We start from the raw sequence: 22,706 nt of genomic DNA, 5'->3' as shown, positions 1-22,706 counted from the left end.
CTTACCAACCAAATATATAGCGTTCGCGGCGCACATCCGCGCCACCGCGCAGCGTGCCGCTGCCCGGCACCACGCCAGTCGCGACGATGCCGGTCGAGACCGCGAACGGCCCCAACACGTCCAGCTTGTGACCGCGCGCGGTCAGATCGTCGCGCACCGCCTCTGGCACGCGATCCTCGATTTCCAGCACGCCCGGCTCATCCTTCTTGATGCCGAAGGAGCCATGGAAATGATTGGAATTGATCCGCGGCGCCTCGATCGCGGCCTGGAGCGGCTGGTTAAAGGCCAGCACCCGCAGCAGCACATTCATGATCTGCTGATCCTGATTGTCGCCGCCCGGCGTCCCGATCGCCAGATAGGGCTGACCGTCCTTGAGCACCATCGATGGCGACAGAGTGGTGCGCGGCCGCTTGCCCGGCACCAGGACATTGGGGCTTTCCGGATCAAGATCGAACACGGTCAGGCGGTTGCTCATCGGCACGCCGGTATCGCCCGCAATATAGGCGCCACCCAGCATCCAGCCGGAACTGGGCGTGCAGGAAAAGAGGTTGCCGTCCTTGTCCACCACTTCGATCGCGGTCGTGTCGGCGGTCGGCTTGGGCGGGGCTTTCAGCATATGCGGCGTGAATTGGGGCGTGGTTCGCGCCCTGCCCTCGAACGCCCAGGGATTGCCGAAGCGATGCTCCAGCGAGGCGCGCGGACCGATCTGCTTTGCCCGCTGCGCCGCATAGTCCTTCGACAACAGCCCCTTCATCGGCACCGTCGCGAAATCGGGGTCGCCAAAATACATGTTGCGATCGTCGAAGGCGAGCTTGATAGCCTCGGCAACGGTGTGGAGATAGGGCGCCGAGCCTGGCTCCATCGTCGCGATCCCGGCCGCCTCGGCAATGTTGAGCGCCATCAGCATGGCCGGCCCCTGGCTCCAGAACCCCGCCTTGCAGACCTGATAGCCAAAGACGCTGGTCATCGCCGGCGCCTCGACCTTGCCCTTGTATTTGGCGAGATCCTCATAGCGCATCAGGCCGCCGTCCCGCTCCATCGCGGCGCCGATCCGGCGGGCGATGTCGCCCTTGTAGAAGGCATCGCGCCCGGCCTGGATCGCGGCCTTGCGATCGCCGCTCTTCTTGAACGCGGCGGCATCGGCGTCGGCAATGATCCGCATCGTGCGGGCGAGGTTGGGCTGGCGGAAAATTTCCCCGGTCCTGGGCAATTGGCCACCGGGATAATAGGCGTCGTAGGCGTCCTTATATTTGGACGTCGCCTTCTGCTGGCTGACGAACACTTCGGCCAGGAAATTATACATGACGAAGCCGTCGGCCAGCTCGATCGCGGGCTGCATCACGTCATGCAGGCCCATCGTGCCGTTGAGCTGGAGCGCGAGCGCCATCGCATCGACCATCGCCGGCACGGTGCCGCCATTGGGGCCATTGCCCGGAATGACGCCGGCATCGGCGAACTTGTCGGGCGTGGCCAGCCCCGGCGCGACGCCCTGGCCGCTGATCAGCGACACCTTCTTCGTCTTGCCGTCATAGATGATGGTCGGCGCTTCACCGCCAAAGCCGAAATGCGAAATCTCGGTCACGGCCGCGGCAAAGACCGCCGCCACGCCCGCGTCGGTCGCATTGCCGCCGGCCAGCAGGATGCGCGTCCCCGCCGCCACGGCATAATGACGCCCTGCCGCGACGATGCCGAACTGACCGACGATTTCCGGCCGCAGCGTTTCGCCGGCGCTAACCAATCTGGTTGGCTCAATCGCCGCCTTGCCGAGCTTTGCCGGCGCATTGCCCGCCTGGGCGGAGGCCGGCCCGGCACTCGCGACCAAGGCCGCACCGGCCATGGCCGACGCCGCGAACTCCCGCCGGGTCACCCCCTGCTTTGCGTTATCGCTCATCGATGGAATCCCCTGTTTTCGGCCTGTCCGGCATCACCCGAGGGAAGGCGTTTGCCGGCCGATACGCGCAACAACGAGCCAACCCGATTTTTCCGCTATATGCCGGTAAATCCGATTTTATTTCAAAAATATTTCGAAACATATGGTGGAAATTTCACGCCCATCAGTTCTAGCGCAATGAACGCGCACAATGGTGGGTGTTGTGCCCGGAAAAAGCCTTGCCGTCGTGAGGGCGACAGCAGCAACGATTTCCCACGCAAGGGATGATGCCGGAACTCCAGTTTTTCGGGAGGGCCTGCAAATGCACTATCTGAACGGTCATCAATAAACATAGGTCGCTGCACGCGTCGTGCGGCGCCGACATTTGCCGACCTCCCCAATCTCTGAACCGGAAAGGCACCTTTGCCTAACGGCGCGAAGCTTCAGGCTTCATCACAGGGGAACAATAATGACGAGAGAAAGAGGAAAGACGCTTTTCGCCTTAACCACCGCCCTAACCAGTGCCAGTCTCTGGGCGTTGACGGCCGGCATGGCCCAGGCCCAGTCCAGCACAGAAGCCGCCCCGCAGGCCGATGAACCGCCCGCTGCGGAAATCGTCGTCATCGGTTCCCAGATCAAGGGCGCCAATACCGCCGGCGCGCTGCCGGTCAGCCTGGTCGGCGAAGAGCAGATCGAGGCAGTGGCCGCCGTTTCGGGTGCCGACCTCTATCGCTCCATCCCGCAACTGGGCGGCGTCACCTTCAACGAACAGGTGCTGGGCGGCGGCAACGCCAACGCCGCGCGCGGCGACGTATCGACCGTTTCGCTGCGTGGTCTGGGCCAGGGCAATACGCTGCTGCTGATCAACGGCCGTCGCACCGTGCTGCACCCGACATCGCAGGCGATCACCGGCGTCGTCGATTCCGGCGTCCCGACCTTCGGCTACAATGCCAACACCATTCCCGTCGGCAATATCGAGCGCGTCGAAGTGCTGCGCGACGGCGCAGCCGCCCTTTATGGTTCGGATGCGGTCGCCGGCGTCGTCAACAATGTGCTCCAGTCCGACTACAAGGGCGCCAAGTTCGACGTCCAATATGGCGGCGCGGAAGGCACCAATCTGCGCGAATTTGCCGCCAATGGCCTGGTCGGCTTCGACTTCAACGAAGGCCGCGGCAATATCTCGATCTTCGGCGGCTATGCCCAGAAATCGAAACTCTATCTCAGCGACCAGGATTATACCGCCAGCGTCGACCGGCGCGGCTATGTCGCCGGCACCCCCTTCGCCAATGTCGCGGCCTGGAACGGCACCAGCACCAGCACGCCCTGGGGCACCTTCCGCGTCGTCCGTCCCGGCGGCGGCGCCAATTTCCTCAACCAGACGCTCACCAGCAACGGCACTGCCTTCACCAACAGTTCCGGCCAGTTCCACATCCAGCCCAGCGCCAATGCCGGTTGCCGCATCGCGTCGGGCACACCTGACACCTGCTATGATGACGGCAATGGCGCGACGGAAATGTCGGGCGCGGATTCCAACCTGCGCTTCAATTCGCCGGCGACCTTCGACGACCTGACCGCCCAGCCTTCGGTCAAGCGAATCAACATCTTCTCCTACATCAACTATGAACTGTCGGACGCCCTCTCCTTCTTCGGCGAGGTCGGCTTCTATCGCGGCAAGACCAGTTCGACGATCGGCGCACCCGGCTCGCTCGCCAACATCCCGATCACGGTGGCGGCCAATGCCTATTGGAACCCGCTCGGCCCGGTCGGATCGCCCAACCGCCTGCCCGGCCTCGACCTTTCGGTGGTGCCGGCCGAGGGCCTGCCGGTGCAGATCACGTCGCTCAGCTATGTCGATGTGGGATCGCGCAAGGTCGACGTGACCAATTACCAATATCGTTTCCTGGGCGGCCTGCGCGGCAGTATCGGCGATTTCGACTGGGAATCGGCCGGCCTCTACACCTGGGCCACGGCCAAGGACACGCAGGAGAATTTCTCCAACACGCTGCTGCAACAGGCGATCAACAAGACCACGCCCGACGCCTACAACCCGTTCAACGGCGGCTGCGTCGACACGCCCTCGATCGGCGACTGCACACCCAACAGCCAGTCCACGATCGACAGCTTCATGATCGAGGCGACCCGCAAGACCCGCACCTCGCTGGCCCTGTGGGACTTCAAGGTGTCGAACGCCAATCTGCTGGGCCTGTGGGCCGACAACAGCATCGGTGTCGCGGCCGGCATCGAATGGCGGCGCGAGACCTATCATGACAATCGCTCCACCTATCAGGGCGGCATTGCCGGGGTCGATACCACCTATACCGACGCCGTCACCGGCGTTTTCTATGGCTCCGACCTTGGCGGTGCCAGCCCCAGCCCGGACGTGCGCGGCAAGCGCAATGTGAAGTCCGCCTATGCCGAACTCGCCATCCCGATCTTCAGCCCGGAAATGGAAATCCCCATGTTCCGTCGCCTGAACTTCCAGGTCGCCGGCCGTTACGAGGATTATAGCGACGTCGGTTCGGTGGCGAAGCCCAAGGTCGCGGGATCGTGGGAATTGCTGGAGGGCATGATGCTGCGCGGCTCCTGGTCGCAGGGCTTCCGTGCGCCGAACCTGGAGGTCATCAACACCTCCACGCTCGATCGCGTCAATGGCGGCTTCGACTATGTGCTGTGCGACGCCGATGTCCGATCCGGGCGCGCGACGAACTTCTCCAGCGCGGTCTGCAACGTGTCGGTGCTGCGTCGCAGCGGCGGCAACCCGAACCTGAAGCCCGAGGAATCGACCAGTTGGAGCTTCGGCGCCGTGCTGTCGCCGAAACTGGGCGATGGCCTGGGCAAGGTCACCTTCACCGTCGACCGCTGGAAGATCCAGCAGAAGAATGTCGTGGGCCTGCTCGACTATCAGAATGCGCTCAACCTCGACTATCTGCTGCGCACCCAGGGCAGCAGCAACCCCAACGTCATCCGCCGCGATCCCACGGCGGACGATATCGCCCGCGTCGCCGGCACCGGGCTCGCGCCGGTGGGCGAACTGCTCTACGTCGTCGCCAATTTCCAAAATCTGCTGCCGGTCACCGTTCAGGGTATCGACTTCAATCTGGACTATTTCCTGCCCACGACCTCGGTCGGTACCTTCTCGCTCAACGTGAATGCCTCGCGCCTGATCAGCTATTATGTCGACGCCCCGGCGGGCGTGCAGCAGGTGATCGCGGGACAGGCCGCTGGCGAGATCAATGCCGGCGTGCCAATCCAGGGCGGCGGCGACGTGATCGGCCGCGATGGCCAGCCGCGCTGGCGGCTTTCGGCAACCTTCGACTGGTCGCTCGGCCCGTGGAAGATCGGTGCCTTCACCCAATATATCGACAGCGTCTATGAAAATGGCGTGCGCGATGCGTCCGCCAATCCCTGGACGGTGAAGGGCCAGACGACGGTCAATCTCTATGGCCAATATACATTCAAGAATGATGGACCGTTGAACGGCACCACCGTTCAGATCGGCGCGCGCAACATCTTCGACAAGGATCCGCCACTGGCATCGGGCGGCTATCTGTCGAACCTCTACCAGCCGCAGGCGCGCTACTGGTACACCAGCCTGAAGAAGGTCTTCTAAAGGCTTGCAAGACATGGGCACGGCGCGATGCTGCCGTGCCCATTTTCTCCTTTTCCTTTCCCCTGCAAGGTCGCTCCGCCATGTCCGATACGCCCCCATCCTTCCTGGATCGCCGCGAAATGCTGGCCGCCGGCCTTGCCGGCATGGCGCTCACCACCCTGCCCGGCCGCGCTTTGGCCCAATCGGGCGCACGCGCGCCCGATGCGCCTCGCACCGGCAGCGCCAGCGTCGCCGCGCACCGGGTCGAAGTGCCCATGCCACATGGCGGCGTGACCGCCGGCCATCCGCTGGCGGCCATGGCCGGCACCCGCATGCTGATGCAGGGCGGCACCGCCGCCGATGCCGTGGTCGCGGCGATGGCGGTCATGAACGTGGTCGAACCCTGGGCATCCAGCGCGGGCGGCAACGGCTTTGCCACCAGCCTCGATCGCAAGACCGGCAAGGTCCAGTCACTGGCCTTCACCGGCGGCGCGCCGCGCCTGCTCGATCCCGATGGCGATCCCAAGGCGCTGGACCATGGCCCCAAGGCATTGACCGTTCCCGGCGCCTTTGGCGGCTGGATCGCGCTGGCCCGCCGGTTCGGCAAATTGCCGCTTTCGACCCTGCTTGAACCGGCGATCGGCTATGCCCGCGACGGCCATCCGCTCGACGCCTCCATCGCCATGTTCATCACGCGGGCGCAGAAGACGCTGGCGCTCTATCCGACCAGCGCGGCGATCTTCCTGCCCGGTGGCCAGCCGCCCGCCCCGCGCTCCATCTTCCGCAATCCCGATCTGGCCCGCAGCTTTCAGGCCCTTGCCGATGCGGAGAGCCAGGCGCTCAAGGGCGGCGCCGATCGGGATCGTGCCTTGCAGGCGGCGCATGACTATTTCTATACCGGCCCGATCGCGCAGGAATTTGCCCGCTTCTCGACACAGACCGGCGGCTGGCTGCGGCTCGATGACCTCAAGGCCTATCAGCCGCGCTGGGACGATCCGGTGACGACCAATTATCGCGGGCTGGATGTCTATTGCAGCCCGCTGACCTCGCGCACGGGACTCGAATTGTGCGAACAGCTCAATCTGGTCGAGGGGTTCGACCTCGCCGCGCTGCCCGCCGACGATCCCCTCTTCACCCATTATCTGATCGAGGCGATCAAGGTCGCGAAGGCCGATGTCTATAAATATGCCGCAGATCCCAAATTCGCGCAGACGCCGGTCGAGGGGCTGCTGTCCAAGCGCTTCGCCGCCGAGCGACGCAAGCTGATCGATGCGGCCCGCGCGGGCCTCTATCCGCAGGGCGGCAATGCCGCCGCCTTCGACAAGGTCGCGCTGGAGCGGGCAAGGCAGGATTTCGCGCATCAGGGTGACGATCACACACGCGGCGGCGACACCACCAGCCTGTCGGCGGTCGATGCCGACGGCAATGCCATCGCGGTCACGACCACCGTCGGCGGCGGCTTCGGCACCTTCCTGGTGATGGGCAATACCGGCATATTGTTCAACAACGGCCTGCGCCTGGGGTCGTCCGCCCCCTATGCCGGCCATCCCAACAAGGTCGCACCGGGCAAGATCGCCCTGCTCGGCAATGGCCCGACCATCGTCCTCGACAAGGGCCGGCTGAAACTGGTCTTCGGATCGCCTGGCGGCGAGACGATCGGCCAGACCCAGTTCCAGTTCCTGGTCAATGTCGTCGATCGCGGCCTGCCGATCCAGGCCGCAATCGAGGCGCCGCGCTTCGCGCTCGACGCCGATCCCAATTTCTACAGGCCCGGCGCGGCGATCACCGTGCAGGCGGAACGGCGCTTCTCGGACGCCACGATCCAGCGGCTGACCGCGATGGGGCACAAGGTCGAGCTGGTCGGTCCCTATGCGATCGGCAGCATGCAGGGTATATTGGCCGATGCGTCGGGCGCCCGCATGGCGGGTGCCGACCCCCGCCGCATGGGCTATGCCGTGGGCTATTGAACAAGCCGGCCAGTCGCGGCGACGCGGCTGACCGGCTCGGGTCAAGGCTGCACTATTCCGGCAAGCCTTCCTCGCTAGCCGCATAACCGGTCGTGCGTAGCAGGCTGCGGCCCCGGCTATAGGCGAAATAGAGGGCCAGGCCAGCCAGGTTCCACAGGCCGAAACGCAGCAGCGTCTTTTCCGGCAGGCTGATCAGCAGATAGATGCAGCCGATAATCGCCAGCGTGCCGACCAGATAGGGCTGCGGGCAGCGAAACACGCGCTTCATCTCCGGCGCCTTGCGGCGCAGCGCCATCATGCAGCCGGCGACCGCGATGAAGGCGATCAGCGTGCCGGCATTGGCCAGTTCGGCAATCTCGTCGAGGCGGAAGAAGCCGGCGACGGCCGCGACGAAGACGCCGGTGATCGCGGTGATGCGGGCAGGCGAGCCGGTCTTTTCCGACACCTTGCTGAGCGATCGCGGCAGCAGCCCGTCGCGCGCCATGACGAAGAAGATGCGGCTCTGGCCATACATCATGACCAGGATGACGGAGGGCAGCGCGACCAGCGCGGCGCCTGCCACCAGCCAAGCGGCAACCGGATGCTCCAGCGTGCGCAGCACCAGCGCCAGTGGTTCGGACGAACCGGCCAGCGCCCGATAGTCGAGCGCGCCGATCGCCGCGACCGCCATATAGATGAGGGTGCAGACCGCCATCGATCCGACGATGCCGATGGTGAGGTCACGGCCAGGATTGCGCGCTTCCTCTGCCGAGGTCGCCACCGCATCGAAACCGTAGAAGGCGAAGAAGACGATCGCCGCCGCCGCCATCACGCCGCGCGTCATGCCACCTTCCACATGGCTGACGAAGCCATAAGGCATGAAGGGCTGGAGATGGTCGGACTGGAAGGCGGGCAGCGCCAGCGCGACGAAGGCGGCCAGCGCGGTCAGCTTGATGACCACCAGGACGATGTTGAGCGTCGCGCTTTCCCGCGTGCCCGCGATCAGCATGCCGGCGATCGCCAGTGCCACAAGCACGGCGGGCAGGTTGACGATGCCACCGCCATGTGGCCCGGCGAGCAGCATCGGCGGCAAACTGATCCCCGCCTGCTGGATCCAGCCGACCAGATAGCCCGACCAGCCGACCGCCACCGTGCTGCACGCCAGCGAATATTCCAGGATCAGGCTCCACCCCACAACCCAGGCCAGCGTCTCCCCCAGCACCGAATAGGTGTAGGTATAGGCGCTGCCTGCGGTCGGGATCAGCGTGGCCAGTTCGGCATAGGCCAGCGCCGCGCAGGCGCACACGGCCCCTGCAATGGCGAAGGCCAGGATCACCGCCGGCCCCGCCCGGTCGGCGCCCACGCCGGTCAGCGTATAGATACCGGTGCCAACAATCGCCCCGACCCCCAGCGCGATCAGATGCGGCCAGGACAATGTCTTGCGCAATTGCTGATGCTGCGCGTGATGACTGGCGCCGATCGGCTTGATCGGTCCCCAAAATCCAGTGCTCAACCGAAATTTCCTTCCCTGTTCTTATGGACGTTCCGGTTGCTCGGTTATGGCTCAGTCGTCGGCGTCGAGCTGAACCATGAGATCGTCCATGGTTTTGCGGATATGTGCGACCGTGAGTTCGCGGATCAGTTGGCCGTCGCGCGCGAGCCAGGCGTCGAGCATCTCACGGTGTTCGTCATTGGCGCGTTCGTCGCGGCCAAGCGGCTCCAGATGCTTGCGGACATAGCGTTCCGACAGGATATGGAGCCGTTCGAGAATATTGACCGACAGCGGCTGGCTGCTGGGACGCAGCAGCGCCATGTGGAAGGCGCGGTTGAACGCCCCGACCCCGTCACCGCCTTCGTCGGTGACCTGATAGAGGGTGGCCAGCGTGTTGATCGCCGCCTGATGCTCCGCCTCGTCCGCCCGTTCGGCGGCCAACGCCATTACGTCGGGCTCCAGCTTCAGACGCAGCGCATAGACCTCGTCCGCCTCCACCCGATTGAGGCTGCGCACGAAGAAACCGCGATTGGCCTGCGACTTGAGCAGCCCTTCCTGCTCCAGTCGAGCCAGTGCCTCGCGCAGCGGAATCTTGCTGATCCCCAGTTCGGCCGCCAGCGCGTCCTGGCGGATCGGCCCGTCGGGCGGCACCCGGCCGGACAATATGCGCTCACGGACAAGATCGACCAGCTGGTCGGACAGGTTTCGGATGACTAGGCTCATGCGGCGAACATAGCACAGAGCGGACGGCGGAATACAACTTCGTATATGATGGACGATCCCGTCCGCCCGCTCTGCACCTTCAGTTTCATACGACCGTGAAGCCGGCCCAGAACGGGTCTTCGCGATCGACCCAGATGGTGTTGAAGCCGGTGGCGATCGCCGATCCTTCGATCGAGGGGATGATCGCCTTCTGGTCGCCGATCATCGTCTCGGCCTCGACCCGGCCGATGAAACGGCTGCAAATATAGCTTTCATGGACGAAGCGGTCGCCGACCTTGAGCTGCCCCTTCGCCGCCAGATGCGCCAGTCGCGCCGATGTGCCGGTGCCGCACGGGCTGCGGTCGATGGCGCGTTCGCCGTAGAAGACGGCGTTGCGGCCATCGGCGCCCTCGCCCTTGGGCTTGTCGGCCCACAGGACATGGCTGACCCCCTTGATGCTGGGTTCCAGCGGGTGGACGGGCTGGTACTTCTCGCGCACCAGTTCGCGGATCGTGCGGCTCAACTCCACGATGCGCGATGCGCCAAGGTCGTCGAGGCCGGTATAGGCGCCCTGCGGTTCGACGATCGCGTAGTAATTGCCACCATAGGAGACATCGACGCTGAGCGGCCCGAAGCCCGGCACGTCGATTGCGATCCCCTCCGCCGCCAGATAGGCGGGGACGTTGCGGATCTTGACCGATGTCACGCGCTTGCCGTCGGTTGTGTAATCGATGTCGATGACGCCGGCTGGCACTTCCACCCGCAGCCTGCCCGGCGTCGCCGGCTGGATCAGGCCATTTTCCAGGCCGAACGTCACCATGCCGATCGTGCCATGACCGCACATCGGCAGACAGCCGCTGGTTTCGATGAAGAGAATACCGATGTCGGTATCGTCGCGCGTCGGCGGGTAGAGGAAGCCGCCCGACATCATGTCATGGCCGCGCGGTTCGAAGCAGAGACTGGTGCGGATCCAGTCGAAGCGGTCGAGAAAGTCCAGGCGGCGTTCCGCAATGGACTTTCCCTTGAGCAGCGGCGCGCCGCCCGCGACCAGACGGACGGGATTGCCCGCCGTATGGCCATCTATGCAGAAGAAGGTGTGGCGCACCGCGGACATCAGGCCGCCGTCAGGCTGGGCTGGGTGGCGGCGCACTGCTCGACCCAGCGGATGACGTCAGCGCGGCGCTGGCCTTCCAGCGGCATGCGCGGCAGGCGGACATGCTCGGTGCCGCGTCCCATGATGCTTTCGGCGAGCTTGATCGACTGGACCAGATCATGATCGGCATCGAGGTGCAGCAACGGCATGAACCAGCGATAGATGCGCAGGGCTTCTTCCAGATCGCCCCGGTTGATCGCCGCGACCAGCGCCACGGATTCGCGCGGGAAGGCGCTGGTGAGACCGGAAATCCAGCCATGCGCGCCCAGCAACAAGCCCTCGAACGCGACATCGTCCAGGCCCGCCATCAGGATATAGCGGTCGCCGAAGGCGTTGATGAGGTCGGTGAACCGACGCGGATCGGGCGCGCTTTCCTTGACCGCGACGATGTTGGGCGTGTCGGCGAGGCGGGTGAGCGCGTCGATGCCGATATTCACCCGATAGGCCGGCGGGTTGTTATAGAGCATGATCGGCAGCGACGTCGCCTTGGCCACCGTCTCGAAATGGGTGCAAAGTTCGCCCACGGTCGGCACATAGACCATGGCAGGCAGCACCATCAGCCCATCGACGCCCAGCTTTTCGGCGTCCTGCGCGAAGGTTACCGCGCGGCGAGTGGTGAATTCGGACACGCCGACCAGGATCGGCACGCGGCCATCCACGACCTCGACCGCCGCCTTGACGACAGCGCGCTTTTCTTCGGCTTCCAGCGAGTTGTTCTCCCCGCAGGTGCCGGCGATGATGAGGCCGTCGACGCCATCCTTCACCAGCGCATCCAGGACAGCCTGGGTTGCGGGGATATCAACGTCCAGATCGGGGGTGAACTGGGTGGTGGCGGCAGGGTAGACACCACGCCACGTCAATTTTGAGGAATTCACATAAGCCTCCGTTGAAACTGAGGATCGTATACGGTATCTAATCGTCAACGCCAAGTGAAAAGAAGTCAATTGACCCAACACGCAATCATCATCGGCGGCGGCATCGTCGGCACATCCTGCGCTATCCGATTGCAGGAAAAGGGAATTTCAACGCTGCTGATCGAACGGGAAAGCCCGCTGCGCGGCGCATCCTGGGGCAATGCGGGCCATGTCGCGGTGGAGCAGATCGACCCGCTCGCGTCGATGGCAACATTGAAGAGCTTCCCCCGACGGCTGTTCTGGCGCGGCGGCGCGCTCGGCCTGCCCTGGCGCGACATCGGTCGCTGGCTGCCCTTTTCACTGCGCCTGTTGAATGCCGCGCGCCCGTCGCGCTTTGCGGCAGGACGCGCGGCGTTAAAGGCGCTGCTGGGTCAGGCGATGCCGGCCTGGCAGCGGATCGACGCGCTATGCGCCGGGCCGAGCCGCCTGATCGAGGATGGGCATTTCATCGTCTGGGAAAGCGAGACCAGCGCATTGGCCGGGCGCCGCGCTTGGATGGCCGCCGATTGCGGCACGGCGCGTTTCCGCGATGCGACGGCGCGCGAGATGGCCCTGCTCGAAGCCCTGTTCCCCCATCCGATCATCGGCGCGATTCGCTGTGAGGGCAGCGGCCGCATCGCCGACCCGACCCGGCTGGCGCAGGATCTGAGAGAGGCGCTGCTGGCGGCAGGCGGGCGGATCGAGCAGGCGGAGGTTAGCGCACTTCCCACCCGTGATGGACAGGCGCAGGTGCAGCTGGCCGACGGCCAGACGCTGGACGCCGACCATATCATCGTCGCGACCGGCGCCGCATCGGACGCGCTGCTGCGCCCGCTGGGCCACAAGGTGCCGATCATCGCCGAACGGGGCTATCATCTGCACACGCTAGGCCCGCCCGAAGGCTGGCCGATGGACATGCCGCCGGTGGTGTTCGAGGATCGATCGATGATCGTCACCCGGTTCGAAAGTGGGCTGCGCGCGGCCAGCTTCGTCGAATTTTCCAGCCTCTCATCCCCCCCGGACCCGCGCAAATGGCAACGGTTGCGCGCCCACGCCGCGGTGCTGGGCCTGCCGATCGAGGCCGATGCCAGGCCCTGGATCGGCGCCCGCCCGACCCTGCCCGATTATCTGCCGGCGATCGGCCGGAGTGACCGCGCGGATAACCTGCTCTATGCGTTCGGCCACCAGCATCTGGGGCTGACATTGGGACCACTGACCGGGGAAATCATCGCCGCGCTGGCCACCGGCGCACCGCCGCCGGTCGACGCCACGCCCTTTTCGCTTCGCCGCTTTGAAGGATAGAGTATGACACAGCAGATCGGCGGCTCCGACGCCGCCACCGAACTGGCCGGGCTTGCCCCCTGGTCCGATCGCGCGCCAGCCATCGCCGCCGCCGAATATCAGGCACGCATTGCCAAGGCCCGCGCCCTGATGGCGCAGGAAGGGCTCGACGCGCTGCTGATCGACGCCGGGACCAGCCTTGCCTATTTCGCTGGCGTGCCCTGGGGCGCGAGCGAGCGACTGGTGGCGATGCTGCTGCCGCTCAGCGGCGAGCCGATCCTGATCTGCCCGCGCTTCGAGCGCGGATCACTTGAAGCCGACCTCAAGATCGACGCCGGCGACATGCGCCTTTGGGAAGAGGACGAAAGCCCGTCCGCGCTCGTCGCCGATGCGCTCCGGACGCTGGGCATCACCCGGCTGGGGATCGATCCGGCCATGGCCTTCCTGTTCGTCGAGCGCATTCGCGCTGCCGCCCCGGACGTGACGCTGGTGGCCGCCTCGGCCGTGATCGACGGTTGTCGCAGCCGCAAGTCGGCCGCCGAACTGGCGCTGATGCAGCAGGCCAAGTCGATGACGCTGGAAGTGCATCGCCGCGCCGCCCGCATCCTGCGCCCCGGCATCACCGCAACCGAAGTGCGTCGCTTCATCGAGGCCGCGCACCGGGGGCTCGGCGCATCGGGCAGCAACTTCTGCATCGTCCAGTTCGGCCGATCGACCGCCTATCCCCATGGCCTGCCGGGCGAGAGCGTGCTGGCCGAAGGCGACATGGTGTTGATCGATACCGGCTGCACCATCGGCGGCTATCATAGCGACATCACCCGATCCTATGTCTATGGCGAGGCCGATGCCGAGCAGCGGCGCATCTGGGCCTTGGAAAAGGAAGCGCAGCAGGCCGCGTTCGACGCGGTCAAACCGGGCGTCCCCTGCGGCGCGATCGACGCGGCGGCGCGGCGCGTGCTGGAGGCGGCGGGCCTTGGCCCCGACTATCGCCTGCCGGGCCTGCCCCATCGCACCGGTCATGGCATCGGCCTGTCGATCCATGAGGCGCCCTATCTGGTGCGCGGCGACATGACCCCGCTGGAGCCGGGCATGTGCTTCTCCAACGAGCCGATGATCGTCGTGCCCGATCGCTTCGGGGTGCGATTGGAGGATCATTTTTACGTGACCGAGACCGGGGCGGCCTGGTTCACCCCGCCCTCGGTCGCGATCGACCAGCCTTTTGCCTGAATTGGCTGGCGGCGCTCAGCGGAGCGCCGCCAGTTCCTCATAAAGCGCACGGGGAATGCGGCAGCCCTGATCGGGGGTGCGCAGACGCGCCACGAAGCGCCGCTGCGATGGCAGGCGTGCGCCCTGACCGGTAATGCCGTCGAACAGTGCCTCGGCCCGCTGCATATGCTCGGCGGCCGCTGCGCCCAGGAAACCGGCGGGATCGATGGCGATGATGAGTTCACCACCATAGGGCGATGCCTTCGCGCCATCGTCATGCGCCAGCGATTCCGCGCTGGTCATGTCGCCGATCAGCGGCCCGGCGATCAGTTCGACCATCGCCGACAGGGCCGATCCCTTGTGCCCGCCGAAGGTCAGCAATGCGCCGGCGAGCCCCGCTTCCGCATCGGTGGTCGGATGGCCCTGGGCATCGATCGTCCAGCCTTCCGGGATCGGCTTGCCGGCGCGGCGATGCAGTTCGATCTCGCCGCGCGCGACCGCGCTGGTGGCGAAATCGAACACGAAGGGATCGCCGCCGGGACGCGGCCAGCCAAAGGCGATCGGGTTGGTGCCAAACAGCGGCGAGGTGCCGCCAGCCGGCGCGACCCAGGCATGGCTGGGGGTACAGGCGAAGGCGACCAGCCCCTGATCGGTCAGCGCCTCGATCTCCGGCCAGAGCGCGGCGAAATGCACGCAGCGATTGATGCCCATGGCGGCGATGCCCATCGTCCGCGCCTTTTCCACCAGCAAAGGCAATCCCGTAGCGAAAGCCAGTTGGGCAAAGCCGCCGGCCGCGTCCACGCGCAGCAGCGCGGGCGAGACATGATGCACCACCGGCACGGCATCCGGCACAACCTTGCCGCTGTTGAGCGTATGGACGCAGTTGAGTAGGCGATAGACGCCGTGCGACGCGCATTCGTCGCGCTCGCCGGCGATGATCGTCGCGGCAACCGGGCCGACATGCGCCTCCGCCAGACCATGGCGCCGCAGCACGGCATGGGCCAGATCCGCGACCTGCTGCAGCGTCAGCGTGACGCTCTCGTCAGCGCTCATGCCTTTATTGCCCATGCCGCGGCATTGAAGATAGACATGCATCCTCCGTCTTGATCCCGAACCATAATCGCAATATCGTATACGGTATAACGATTACAGACAAGCCGGAGCCGCCATGTCCCACCGTCACACGCCCCTCAGCCGCAGGGCTATGTTGCTGGCCGCGACAGCCGCCGCGACGGCCCCCGCCTGGCAGGGATGGAGCAGCGTCGCCCATGCCGCGACCGGCAGTGCGCTGCCCCAATCGGCGCGCGCCTTGCCGCTAAATGCGACCCGGCTTCTCCCCTCCCCCTTTGCCGACGCGGTCGAGGGCAATCGCCGCTATCTGCTGCGGCTGGAGCCGGATCGGTTGCTGCACAATTTCCGCAAACATGCCGGCCTGACTCCCAAGGGGGCAATCTATGGCGGCTGGGAAAATGATACCATCGCCGGCCATACGTTGGGCCATTATCTGACCGCGCTGGCGCTGATGCACGCCCAGACCGGCGACGCCGAATGCGCCCGCCGCGCCGCCTATATCATCGACGAACTGGCCGCCTGTCAGGCGGCGGCCGGCGATGGCTATGTCGCGGGCTTCACCCGCCGCCGCGACGATGTGATCGAGGATGGCAGGCTGATCTTTCCGGAGATCATGCGCGGCGACATCCGATCGGCCGGGTTCGATCTCAACGGCTGCTGGGTGCCCTTCTATAATTGGCACAAGCTGTTCGCCGGCCTGTTCGACGCCGAGACCCATCTGGGCAACAGCCAGGCGCGCGGCGTTGCGCTGGCGCTGGCCGCCTATATCGACGGCGTGTTCGCGAAACTGGACGATGCACAGGTGCAGCAGGTGCTGGACTGCGAGCATGGCGGCATCAACGAGAGCTTCGCCGAACTGCACGCCCGCACCGGCGATCCGCGCTGGCTGGCGCTGGCCACGCGGTTGCGCCATCGCAAGGTGCTCGATCCGCTGTCCCAGCGGCAGAACAGCCTGCCCTGGATCCACGCCAATACGCAGATCCCCAAGCTGATCGGCCTAGCGCGCCTGCACGAGATCACCGGCAATGCAGCCGACGCGATCGCCGCCAACTTCTTCTGGGAGACCGTGGTCGGGCAATATAGCTATGTCATCGGCGGCAATGCCGACCGGGAATATTTCCCCGATCCCGGCACCATTTCCAAACATATCACTGAACAGACCTGCGAAAGCTGCAACAGCTACAACATGCTGAAACTGACCCGGCATCTCTATGCCTGGAAGCCTGAGGCGCGCCTGTTCGACTATTATGAGCGCACCCATATCAACCATATCCTGGCGCACCAGAATCCGGCCACCGGCATGTTCGCCTATATGGTGCCGCTGATGTCGGGGTCGCATCGCGTCTGGTCCGAACCGTTCGACGATTTCTGGTGCTGCGTGGGCAGCGGTATGGAAAGCCATGCCAAGCATGGCGAATCCATCTGGTGGGAAGATGCCGACCGGCCGGCCGACATGCTGATCGCCAACCTCTATATCCCCAGCGAAGCCGACTGGGCGGCACGGGGGGCAAAGCTGCGGATCGAGACCGGCTATCCGTTCGACGGCCACATCGCCCTGTCGATCCCGAAACTGGCCCGGGCCGGCCGCTTCACCCTGGCGCTGCGCATCCCCGGCTGGTGCCAGGGCGCGCGTATCGCCGTCAACGGCATGCCCCTGCCCGCCCCGCGCATCGCCGATGGCTATGCCCTGATCGATCGCAAGTGGAAGGCCGGCGATCAGGTGACGCTGGACCTGCCGATGGCATTGCGGGTCGAAGCAACACCGGATGATGCCCGCACCATCGCGCTGCTGCACGGCCCGGTCGTGCTGGCGGCCGATCTGGGCGCGGCCGACCAACCCTTCGACCGTCCCGCCCCGGCGCTTGTCGCCGCCGATGTGACGCAGGGCTTTGCCGCCACCCCCGGCGCCGTCCCCGCATATCGCACGGCCGGCATCGGCAAGCCCGCCGACCTCAGCTTCGTCCCCTTCTTCCAGCAGCGCGACCGCCGCACCGCCGTCTATTTCAAGCGCTTCACCCAGCAGGAATGGGGCGTCGAGCAGCAGGCCTTTGCCGTCGAGCAGGCGCGCCTCCGTGATCTGGAGCGGCGCTCGGTCGACGTCATGCATCTGGGCGAGATGCAGCCCGAGCGCGACCATGGGCTGGAAGCCAAACTCTCCTACACCACCACCTATCGCGGACGGCATGGGCGCGACGCGCGCACCGACGGCCATTTCCAGTTCCGCATGAAGGTGAAGCCCGGCCCGCTGATCCTGCAGGCCACCTATTGGGGCGAAGAGCGCAACCGGCTGTTCGACATATTGGTCGACGGCCAGAAGATCGCGACGCAGAAACTGGATGCCGACCGGCCCGGCGAATTTTTCGACGTCACCTACGCCATTCCCGAGGCACTGACGCGCGGCAAGAGCACGGTGGTCATCCGCGTCCAGCCGGCCCCCGGCATGACGCGCGCCGGCCCGATGTTCGGCGCGCGCATTTTCACGCCCGCGGGCGAAACGCGCACTTGACCCTCCTCATTCAAGGTATATCGTATACATTATTGATAGGAGCGGGGCGCCGGATCGCTTCGCCGAACAGGGAAGAGAGACATTCATGAAAATGCCCCATGCCGCATCCTTGCTCGCCATCGCCTGGCTCGCCGGCACGGCCCCGGTCGCGCTCGCCCAGACCGCGCTGGCCACCAACGCACCGGCCGCACAACCGACCGCCGCCGACCTGAAGCTCAAGGCGCTCTATGACGCCGAATGGACCTGGCGCCAGAAGGAATTTGCACGCCTGCCCGGCAGCGGCCGGACCGAAGGCGGCGCCGACGATCATCTGCCCAGCGTGACGGCCGCCACCCAGCAGCGCCGCTATGCCTATTGGAGCGACATTCTCAAACAGCTCGACCAGATTCCCGACGCGCAACTGTCGCATGAGGAATATATCAACAAGGCGGTGTTCAAGACCTCGGTCTGGGAGAATGCGACCAAGATCAAATACAAGACCTATGAGGCGCCGTTCAACAGCGATACCTTCTTCTGGACCGGCCTCAACCCGCGCACGCCCTTTTCCAGCGCCGACAATTATCGCCGCTATCTCGGCCGGATGAAGGACATCCCGCGCTATTTCGACGAGCAGATCGCCAACATGCAGGCGGGCCTGAAGCGCGGCTATACTGTGCCGCGCGTGTCGATCGAGGGGCGCGACAAGACGATCGAGCCGTTCCTGGCCGCCGGCACCGACAATCCCTTCTACAAGGCGTTCGCCGCGATGCCGGACACCATCCCGGCCGACCAGCGCCAGGCGATGCAGGCGCAGGCCCAGGCACTGATCCGTGACGCCATCGCCCCCAGCTACCAGAAGCTGCTGACCTTCATGCGCGGCGAATATATGCCCAAGGCGCGCAAGACGATCGACGCCTATTCGCTGCCCGACGGCAAGGCCTTCTACCAGGACCAGATCCGCGAATATACGACGCTGGACCTGACGCCGCAGCAGATCCACGAGATCGGCCTCAAGGAAGTCGCGCGCATCGACGCGGACATGAAGAAGACGATGGCGGATGCCAAGTTCCAGGGGAGCTTCGCCGAGTTCCTGGAATTCATGCGCACCGATCCGCAATTCTATGCCAAGACCCCGCGCGAGCTGCTCTCCTATTCCGCCTACGTCACCAAGAAGATGGACGGCAAGCTGAAGGACACGTTCAACAACCTGCCGCGCTATCGCTTCACCATCCTGCCGGTGCCGGATGAGATCGCGCCCATCTATACCTCGGGTCGGGGCGGGCTCGAATCCTGCCTGATGAACACCTATGACCTGCCTTCGCGCCCGCTCTACAATCTGACCGCGCTGACGCTGCATGAATGCAATCCGGGCCACAGCTTCCAGGCTGCTTATGCGCTGGAGGCCCCCAATCGCCCGGCCTTCCGCGGCCAGACCTATTTCTCGGGCTATGGCGAGGGCTGGGGCCTCTATACCGAATGGCTGGGCACGAAGCTCGGCATGTATGAAACGCCCTATGAGGAATTCGGCCGCGAGACGTTCGAGATGTGGCGCGCGGTGCGGCTGGTGATCGACACCGGCATGCACTCCATGGGTTGGACGCGGCAACAGGCGATCGACTATATGGCCAGCCACACCGCGCTCGCGAAGCTCGACATCACCAATGAGGTCGATCGATACATCGCCTGGCCGGCGCAGGCGCTGGCTTACAAGCTGGGCGAATTGTCGATCCGCAAGATGCGCGCCAAGGCCGAGGCGGAACTGGGCGACAAGTTCGACCAGCGCCCGTTCCACGACACGCTGCTGACCATGGGGTCGGTGCCGCTGCCGGTGATGGAGGCCGAGCTTGACCGCTTCATCCAGGCGGAAAAGGCCAAGGCCGCAGCCGGGGCGTCCGGTGCGGCGCAGTAAGCGCATTCTCCTCCCCCTGATCGGCGCGGCGCTCTGCATGGGCGCCGCGCCGATCCCCCCTACGGCCGAGACGGAGAAGGCGGCGATCCGGCAGGTGATCGCTGACATGGAAGCCGCCTGGAACCGGGGTGATTTTCGCGGCTATATGGCGGGCTTCCTCAATCCCGGCGTCATTTTCGTGTCGCGCGGCCAGTTCCAGCGCGACTGGCAGGGCACGCTCGACCATTATGTCCGCGACTATGGCGCCTCGCCCGAAACGCGCGGCACGCTCCATTTCTGCGACATCAGGATCGAGATGCTGGCGCCCGATTCGGCCCAGTTGATCAGCCGTTTCCACCTTGCCGCCAAACCCGGCCAGTCCGGCATCAACACGCGACTGATGCGCAAGGTCGAGGGCCGCTGGGTGATCGCCCTCAACCATGTGTCCGCGTTCGAACCGGACGCGACCCACCCTGCCTATTGCCCATGAGCGCCATGCCCCCAGCCGATCATCACGCCACGACGACCTTCCTCGGCCATCCGCGCGGCCTGTTCATCCTCTTCTTCACCGAATTGTGGGAGCGCTTCTCCTTCTACGGCATGCGGGCGCTGCTGATCTTCTACCTGACCAAGCAGTTCCTCTTTTCCGACGAGCGCGCGGGCATGCTCTATGGCGCCTATATCGCGCTGGTGTTCGTCAGCCCGCTGGTCGGCGGCTGGCTGGCCGATCGCTACCTCGGCGCGCGCAAGGCGGTGCTGTTCGGCGGCATCGTCATCGCCTGCGGCCATATCCTGCTCGGCCTAGATGCGCTCGGCGGCGATCGCGAGAGCGCGACCCGCATCTTCCTCGCCGGCATGGCGGTGATCGTGGTCGGCACCGGCTTCCTCAAGGCCAATGTCTCGGTGCTGGTCGGCCAGCTCTATCCGCGCGACGACATGCGCCGCGATCCGGCCTACACGATCTTCTACATGGGCATTAACCTTGGCGGCGCGCTCGGCCCGCTCGTCTGCGGCCTGCTGGGCGAAACGATCGGCTGGTCCTGGGGCTTTGGCGCGGCAGCCCTGGGCATGATCCTGGGCATCATCATCTTCGTCATGGGCAGGCCATTGTTGCAGGGCCAGGGCGAGGCGCCCGATCCGGCCTGGCTGGCGAACCCACTGTTCGGCATCCCCCGCGAATATTGGCTCTACGCCAGCGCCCTGCCCTTCATCGCGGCGATGCTGCCCCTGCTCACCAGCCCCGCGACGGTCGGCTATCTGCTGAGCGCGAGCGGCTTTGCCATGGGCATCGGCCTGGTCGCCTATGCCTGCCTGAAGCTCGATCCCGCGGCACGCGGGCGGTTGCTGGTGGCGATCTTCCTGCTGGTGGTGCAGCCGGTCTTCTGGGGCCTGTTCGAACAGACCGGCTCCTCGCTCAACCTGTTCATCGATCGGCATGTCGACCGCACATTGTTCGGCATCACCGTGCCAGCCTCGCTGTTCCAGGCGGTCGGCCCCTTCTCCATCTTCCTGCTCGCGCCCTTCTTCGCCTGGTTGTGGCTGAAACTCGGCCGGCGCGGGCTGGAGCCATCCACCCCCGCCAAGTTCGGCCTCGCCATCATCCAGGTCGGCGCCGGTTTCCTGCTGCTGGTCGGCGCGGGCATGATGCTGCCGGGGGCGAAGATGCCGATGCTCTTCATCCTGCTGCTCTACCTGCTCCACACCATGGGCGAACTGTGCCTGTCGCCGGTCGGACTGGCAGCGATGTCGCGCCTGTCGCCCCCCCATATGCTGGGGCTGATGATGGGCACCTGGTTCCTGGCGACGGCGGGCGGCAATTTCATGTCGGGCGTGATCGCCGCCGCCATCGGCGCATCGGCGGGGGCAGACCAGGCCAGCACGGTGCTCGCCGCCTATGGCCGGATCGGCGGCCTTGCCATGCTGATCGGCCTCATCATCCTGATCGTATCGCCGCGTATCGGCCGCCTCATGCAACAAGGCGGCCGATAAAAGGTCAGTTACTCCGCGCCAGCAGCGCGACCAGTTCATCCTTCCAGAATTTCGCCCAAGTGTGGGTGCTGTGCCCCCGCGTCTCGGGCGAATAGGGGATCAGCTTGTAACGGGTGGTCTTCAGCCGCTTGGCCGCCGTTTCGGCCATGCCCATTTCCGGCGGATTGATGAAGTCGTCGGAGGAATTGATCCAGGTCATCGGCGCGCTGATCTTCTCCAGATCGGCGGACGGATCATAATCGCGCGAGGAATCGAGCTGGTAGAGATAATCATTGGCGTCGCGGCTAGCGATGTCGCGATCGAACCGCTCCTTCCAATAGGCGTCGATCGCGTCGCGCGTGGGGAATTGCACCTGCATGTACCAGGCAGCGGCACCGGCAATCTGCGACAGGCTGGATGCCGTGCGCAGGCCGAGCAGCGGCTGCGCCTTGTAATTGCCGTCCTGCCAGGCGGGATCGGCGCGGATGCCGTCCATCGCCGCCTTGCGCCACATCCGGTTGCGCCCGGCGATCGGCGCTGCCTGGCACGCCATCGGCATCAGCGCACTGGCAAAGCCCGGATGCTTCTCGCCCCAGACGAAGATGTGCATGCACCCCATCGAGGTGCCGAAAGTCAGCCGCAGATGATCGACCTTGAGCCCGTCGACCAGCATGCGACGCTGCGCCTCGACCATGTCGTCATAATCATAATGAGGGAAGGCCATGCGCAGCCCGTCGCTGGGCTTGGAGGAATCGCCATGGCCGATATTGTCGGGCAGGATGATGAAATAGCGGCGCGCGTCGAGCGGCTGGCCGGGGCCGTAAAGTTCGTCGGCAAATTGCGGCTGCAGGAACTGCGCGCCCGATCCGCCAGTGCCGTGCAGGATCATCACCGCATTGTCGATCCGACCCTTGGCATCGCGATGCGGCGTGCCGATGGTGCGATAATGCATCCGCAGTTCGGGCAGCTTCTCACCGGAGCGAAAGGCGAAATCGCGGATGACATGGTCGCCCTGCTTGACCTGCGCGGCATCGAAGCCCTGCGCCAGTGCCGGCGTGGCGAGCAGCAATGCGGCAGCGGCGGCGAGCCGGGGCCATCGGTTTTTCATGTTCTGGTCCTCCCTTGGAACTTTACGAAGATGATGCACATGCGCATTTGACAG

At 65.2% G+C, this 22,706-nt stretch carries 15 protein-coding genes; 8 read left to right on the top strand and 7 right to left on the bottom strand.

The features are described 5' to 3' along the window. Window position 1: 1 nt before the first annotated feature. Entirely contained in the window at window positions 2-1,891 is a 1,890-nt protein-coding gene (locus AC0KVN_RS07660) for a gamma-glutamyltransferase family protein (RefSeq protein ID WP_435566577.1), read from the bottom strand. 529 nt (window positions 1,892-2,420) lie between these two features. On the opposite strand from AC0KVN_RS07660, the gene AC0KVN_RS07655 reads away from it, so the two are divergent. Beyond that, window positions 2,421-5,480 carry a TonB-dependent receptor domain-containing protein gene (locus AC0KVN_RS07655; RefSeq protein WP_435566632.1) on the top strand — a complete coding sequence of 1,020 codons (3,060 nt, stop codon included), beginning with the start codon at window positions 2,421-2,423 and terminating at the stop codon, window positions 5,478-5,480. Window positions 5,481-5,560: 80 nt separating this feature from the next. After that, a complete protein-coding gene (locus tag AC0KVN_RS07650) occupies window positions 5,561-7,426 on the top strand; it encodes a gamma-glutamyltransferase (RefSeq protein WP_435566576.1) in 1,866 nt (621 codons plus the stop codon). Between the two features lie 52 nt (window positions 7,427-7,478). On the opposite strand, the gene AC0KVN_RS07645 is transcribed toward AC0KVN_RS07650, so the two are convergent. The 4 genes from AC0KVN_RS07645 to AC0KVN_RS07630 all read right to left on the bottom strand — a co-directional run bounded on the left by AC0KVN_RS07645 (window position 7,479) and on the right by AC0KVN_RS07630 (window position 11,627). Next, window positions 7,479-8,918: an amino acid permease gene (locus tag AC0KVN_RS07645; RefSeq protein ID WP_483656041.1), complete on the bottom strand. Its 1,440-nt coding sequence runs from the start codon at window positions 8,916-8,918 to the stop codon at window positions 7,479-7,481. Between the two features lie 51 nt (window positions 8,919-8,969). Next, window positions 8,970-9,620, bottom strand: coding sequence for a GntR family transcriptional regulator (locus AC0KVN_RS07640; protein ID WP_048936520.1), 651 nt, complete (start codon window positions 9,618-9,620; stop codon window positions 8,970-8,972). Window positions 9,621-9,705: 85 nt separating this feature from the next. After that, entirely contained in the window at window positions 9,706-10,713 is a 1,008-nt protein-coding gene (locus AC0KVN_RS07635) for a 4-hydroxyproline epimerase (protein WP_435566574.1), read from the bottom strand. Beyond that, on the bottom strand, window positions 10,713-11,627 hold the full coding sequence (locus AC0KVN_RS07630) for a dihydrodipicolinate synthase family protein (RefSeq protein ID WP_026109450.1): 915 nt from the start codon (window positions 11,625-11,627) through the stop codon (window positions 10,713-10,715). The genes AC0KVN_RS07635 and AC0KVN_RS07630 overlap by 1 nt, the downstream gene beginning before the upstream one ends. Before the next feature lie 69 nt (window positions 11,628-11,696). On the opposite strand from AC0KVN_RS07630, the gene AC0KVN_RS07625 reads away from it, so the two are divergent. Further along, window positions 11,697-12,947: an NAD(P)/FAD-dependent oxidoreductase gene (locus AC0KVN_RS07625; RefSeq protein ID WP_435566573.1), complete on the top strand. Its 1,251-nt coding sequence runs from the start codon at window positions 11,697-11,699 to the stop codon at window positions 12,945-12,947. A gap of 3 nt (window positions 12,948-12,950) precedes the next feature. Then, entirely contained in the window at window positions 12,951-14,153 is a 1,203-nt protein-coding gene (locus AC0KVN_RS07620) for a M24 family metallopeptidase (protein WP_435566572.1), read from the top strand. Window positions 14,154-14,168: 15 nt separating this feature from the next. Here AC0KVN_RS07620 and AC0KVN_RS07615 read toward each other — a convergent pair whose 3' ends face one another. Then, window positions 14,169-15,185 (bottom strand): Ldh family oxidoreductase, encoded by a 1,017-nt coding sequence (locus tag AC0KVN_RS07615; RefSeq protein ID WP_435566571.1) that lies wholly within the window; start codon window positions 15,183-15,185, stop codon window positions 14,169-14,171. A gap of 115 nt (window positions 15,186-15,300) precedes the next feature. Here AC0KVN_RS07615 and AC0KVN_RS07610 point away from each other — a divergent pair, with 115 nt between their 5' ends. The 4 genes from AC0KVN_RS07610 to AC0KVN_RS07595 all read left to right on the top strand — a co-directional run bounded on the left by AC0KVN_RS07610 (window position 15,301) and on the right by AC0KVN_RS07595 (window position 21,565). Then, entirely contained in the window at window positions 15,301-17,709 is a 2,409-nt protein-coding gene (locus AC0KVN_RS07610; protein WP_435566570.1) for a beta-L-arabinofuranosidase domain-containing protein, read from the top strand. A gap of 85 nt (window positions 17,710-17,794) precedes the next feature. After that, a complete protein-coding gene (locus AC0KVN_RS07605) occupies window positions 17,795-19,597 on the top strand; it encodes a DUF885 domain-containing protein (protein WP_435566569.1) in 1,803 nt (600 codons plus the stop codon). A 37-nt stretch (window positions 19,598-19,634) separates the two neighbouring features. Continuing rightward, window positions 19,635-20,066 (top strand): YybH family protein, encoded by a 432-nt coding sequence (locus tag AC0KVN_RS07600; protein WP_435566631.1) that lies wholly within the window; start codon window positions 19,635-19,637, stop codon window positions 20,064-20,066. Beyond that, window positions 20,063-21,565, top strand: coding sequence for a peptide MFS transporter (locus AC0KVN_RS07595; RefSeq protein ID WP_483656040.1), 1,503 nt, complete (start codon window positions 20,063-20,065; stop codon window positions 21,563-21,565). Before AC0KVN_RS07600 ends, AC0KVN_RS07595 begins: the two co-directional genes overlap by 4 nt. A 4-nt stretch (window positions 21,566-21,569) precedes the next feature. On the opposite strand, the gene AC0KVN_RS07590 is transcribed toward AC0KVN_RS07595, so the two are convergent. After that, the gene (locus AC0KVN_RS07590) at window positions 21,570-22,652 is read right to left on the bottom strand and encodes an alpha/beta fold hydrolase (protein ID WP_435566567.1); all 1,083 of its coding nucleotides are present in this window, start codon (window positions 22,650-22,652) and stop codon (window positions 21,570-21,572) included. Window positions 22,653-22,706 lie beyond the last annotated feature (54 nt).

Source organism: Sphingobium sp. SG1 (genome assembly GCF_057063145.1).
This window is presented reverse-complemented; position numbering and strand designations above follow the sequence as displayed.